Genomic DNA, 3,215 nt, shown 5'->3' with positions numbered 1-3,215 from the left:
GAACGGGCCCCGTGTGCAAAACTGTTGATATCCTAGCTCACCACGCCGACCGGAAAGCCGGCGAGGATGCCGATCTTCTTCGTCTTCGTCGCCTGTCCTGCCGCGATGCCTGCAAGGTACCAACCCTGGTAAGTGCGGGCATAGAAGCTTTCCATGTTGGCCCCATTCTCCGTGCCCGAAGCACTCAGAAACGCCACATTCGGATAGGCTTTGGCCGCTTCGGCCATTGGGGCGCTGTAGCCATAGGTGGTGCCGATTATGATGTTGAAGCCGCGCTTGACGTAGAGATCGATCGCCGCGCGCAGCTTAGTGGCCTCTTCCGGTATGTTCTCCGTCACCGAGACGGGCACCTGTAGCTGTTCCTCCAAGGCCTTGCGGCCGGCCTCGAGGGCTTCGTTCCATCCGCCGTCTTGCGCTGAACTTGCGTAGATGAACGCGACCTTGGGCGCCCCTTCCAGAGTAAAGGCATAAGCGCCGGACGTAGCACAGAATACGAAAACCGTGGCCGCCGCCGCGAACAGGCGAACTGAGTCGGACGGCTTCGTGTTGCGCTCTTTCATTTCGTGGTTCCCCTTGTTTTTCTTTGATTTTCTCAGCCGGAAGCACGCCGCGCCCATGCAGCTTCCCTGCACGGTGACGATTGCCGCCGGAGCGTCTTTTTTGATTTGGCAAAAGCGAATTGGCTCTTGTGCAGTGCATAACAGCCGATTACGTTCGTTCATGCAACAAAAATAATCATGCTCATTTTTTGGGCACTTTGTGCAGAAATGTGAACGATCAAATGAACACCGATGCTCTGGCATCATTTGTAAAAATCGCGGAACTGCGGTCATTGTCGGCCGCGGCGAAGTTGTACGGCCTGCCCAAATCCACGCTCAGTCTCCGGCTCAAGCAGCTTGAAGACGATCTGAAGGTCGCTCTGTTCGAGCGCTCCGGCCGTGTCCTGTTGCTCACGGAAGCAGGGCAAACCCTGCTCGGGCACGCGCGGCAGATCCTGCAAAGCTGCGATACGGCGCGGGCCGCCGTGACGGAACTGAGCGACGACGTGACCGGAACCTTGCGGATCGGCGCCACGGGGGAGTTCGGCACGGCCTACTACACGCAGATGCTCATGGCGTTCAGAAAGCTCTACCCCAAGGTGGAAATCGAACTCACCTTCTTTTCGCCGCACGTTCTCTACGCGCCAGAGAGCCTCGATATGCTCGACGCCGTGATTTCATGGGACGAAGGTATCGAAGTCGGCGAAACGCTCTCCACCGCAAAATTCGCACTCTTTGCCAGCAAGAGTTATGTCGAGCGTGCCGGGATGCCACGAAAACCCGCCGATTTGGCGGAACACCAGGGCATTGTCTATCGCACCTCGGCGGGCCTGCAGCACTGGCGGCTACAGAAAGGTACCGCGCAGGAAAGTATCTTGCCGCGCAGCAACCTGATCGCCAACGAATACTGGACTATCAAGTACTTCGCCGTTGCGGGCGAGGGCATTGCCTATCTACCGCACTTCTTCACCACGATCGAGTGTGAACGCGGCCACCTCATTCCGTTGCTCGACACATGGGAGTCCGCGGAAAAGCGGGTCAGCATCCGCATATCGCGCCCGCACGCCCCATCGCGTAAGATGACCGCGTTCATGGATGTCTGCGGCCGCTACTTCTCGCCCGGCTTCGTTTTCACGGGGCCGCGCTACTACGTCGAAACAATCTTCGATGCAAGCCAGCAAGAAAAGGGAACAGAAAAATGAAGGTCCTTGAAACCGGTAATGGCGCGCGTGCAATGAAAGGGGGAGGGCTCGACCCGCAGCGTGTCAGCTTCGACAAGATCCCGATCATCGATCTCGAGCCCATGTTCGCAGGCAACGAGGCGGCCAGGCGAAAGCTCGCCCAGGAACTGCGCAAGGCCTGCACGGAAGTCGGCTTCCTCTATATCAAGAACCATCACGTTCCGAAGGATGTCATCGATGCCACGTTTGGGGTGGCGGAGGTGTATTTCGCCGAATCCGACGACGTGAAGATGGAGAATCACGTTTCCAATTCAAAGAATAATCGCGGTTATGCGGCAATATTGGAAGAGAATACGGATCCGACCGCGCGCGGAGACCTGCACGAATCCTATGATATTGCGCTGGATGTGCCAGCCGACGATCCGGACGTGAAGGCCGGCAAAGTACTCTACGGTCCCAACCAGTGGCCAGCGGGCAGGCCGGAATTCCGAACGGCACTGGAAGCCTACCATGCCGAGATGCTGACGCTGAGTGGCCACCTGCTCCATGCCTTTGCTCTGGCTCTTGGGTTGGAGGAGACATATTTCGACCTGCTGGTCGGCAAGCCGCTCGCAACTTTGCGGGTGCTCCACTATCCACCGCAGTTTGGCGAGATCGATGACCGCCAGATCGGCATTGGGGCGCATTCGGACTATGAGTGCTTCACGATCCTGGCCCAGAAGGATGGTATTTCAGCCTTGCAGGTACTGAATGCAACTGGCGAGTGGATTGCGGCCGATCCCGTCCCCGGCTGCTTCGTCGTCAATGTGGGAGATCAGATGGCGCGTTGGACCAATGACCTTTTCGCCTCGACCGTCCACCGCGCGGTGAATCGTTCCGGCAAAGAACGCTATTCGATCCCGTTCTTCTTCGGTCCAAACTATGATGCCGTGATCGAGGTGCTTCCCAGTTGCATTGATGAGGATCATCCTGCGAAGTACCCTCCGATCACGTCGGGCGAATACGTCAACGGCCGCTTCAAGGCGACATTTGCGCACTATGCCGCGCAAAGCGAGGCCGGCGCCGAAACCGCGGCTTAAGCGGATAATCCTGTCATGCGCGGCCGCTCCTGTGGCCGCGCATCGCATACCCGCCGTCCGTTGACCGAGATCAATATGATAGCACCCTCGATGGGTAGCGTCGCGTTAACTGGTTAGCCATGGCGTCACCAGAAGAACCCATTTCGGTTTGACGGTGGATGTGGCTAATTTTTCGGCTTTGAGGGCTTGGTGGAGCGCGGTCTTCCCGATTTGGGCTTTGAGCAGCAACGGAGCAGAAAACCTGCATAAGGAAGTCACGGCTCGTCGTCCGGGTCAGCGGTTTTCGGATCGCGTGGCGGGCCTCGGTTTCGGCTATGGCCGCGGCAAGGCACAGCCAGTCGGCGATGCTGAGGGGGGTAATGTTTTCAGGGGGCATTTTGCCGGTGCCAAAATGGATATCGCTCATGGTCTTACCC

General features: G+C 57.9%; 3 protein-coding genes and 1 pseudogene. 2 read left to right on the top strand and 2 right to left on the bottom strand.

All coding sequences use genetic code 11. The annotated features are described in order from the left end of the window. Positions 1-32: 32 nt before the first annotated feature. Positions 33-722 (bottom strand): BMP family ABC transporter substrate-binding protein, encoded by a 690-nt coding sequence (locus EN925_RS29365; protein ID WP_164894463.1) that lies wholly within the window; start codon positions 720-722, stop codon positions 33-35. Positions 723-781: 59 nt separating this feature from the next. Here EN925_RS29365 and EN925_RS29360 point away from each other — a divergent pair, with 59 nt between their 5' ends. Then, positions 782-1,741, top strand: coding sequence for a LysR family transcriptional regulator (locus EN925_RS29360; protein WP_013530698.1), 960 nt, complete (start codon positions 782-784; stop codon positions 1,739-1,741). Beyond that, positions 1,738-2,799 (top strand): 2-oxoglutarate and iron-dependent oxygenase domain-containing protein, encoded by a 1,062-nt coding sequence (locus EN925_RS29355; protein WP_064993942.1) that lies wholly within the window; start codon positions 1,738-1,740, stop codon positions 2,797-2,799. The genes EN925_RS29360 and EN925_RS29355 overlap by 4 nt, the downstream gene beginning before the upstream one ends. 70 nt (positions 2,800-2,869) lie before the next feature. Here EN925_RS29355 and EN925_RS29350 read toward each other — a convergent pair. After that, positions 2,870-3,215, bottom strand: a pseudogene (locus EN925_RS29350) (hypothetical protein); the annotation flags it as partial.

It is taken from the genome of Mesorhizobium sp. M7A.F.Ca.US.006.04.2.1 (genome assembly GCF_004022915.1).
In the GTDB taxonomy this organism is placed as follows: domain Bacteria; phylum Pseudomonadota; class Alphaproteobacteria; order Rhizobiales; family Rhizobiaceae; genus Mesorhizobium; species Mesorhizobium ciceri.
This window is presented reverse-complemented; position numbering and strand designations above follow the sequence as displayed.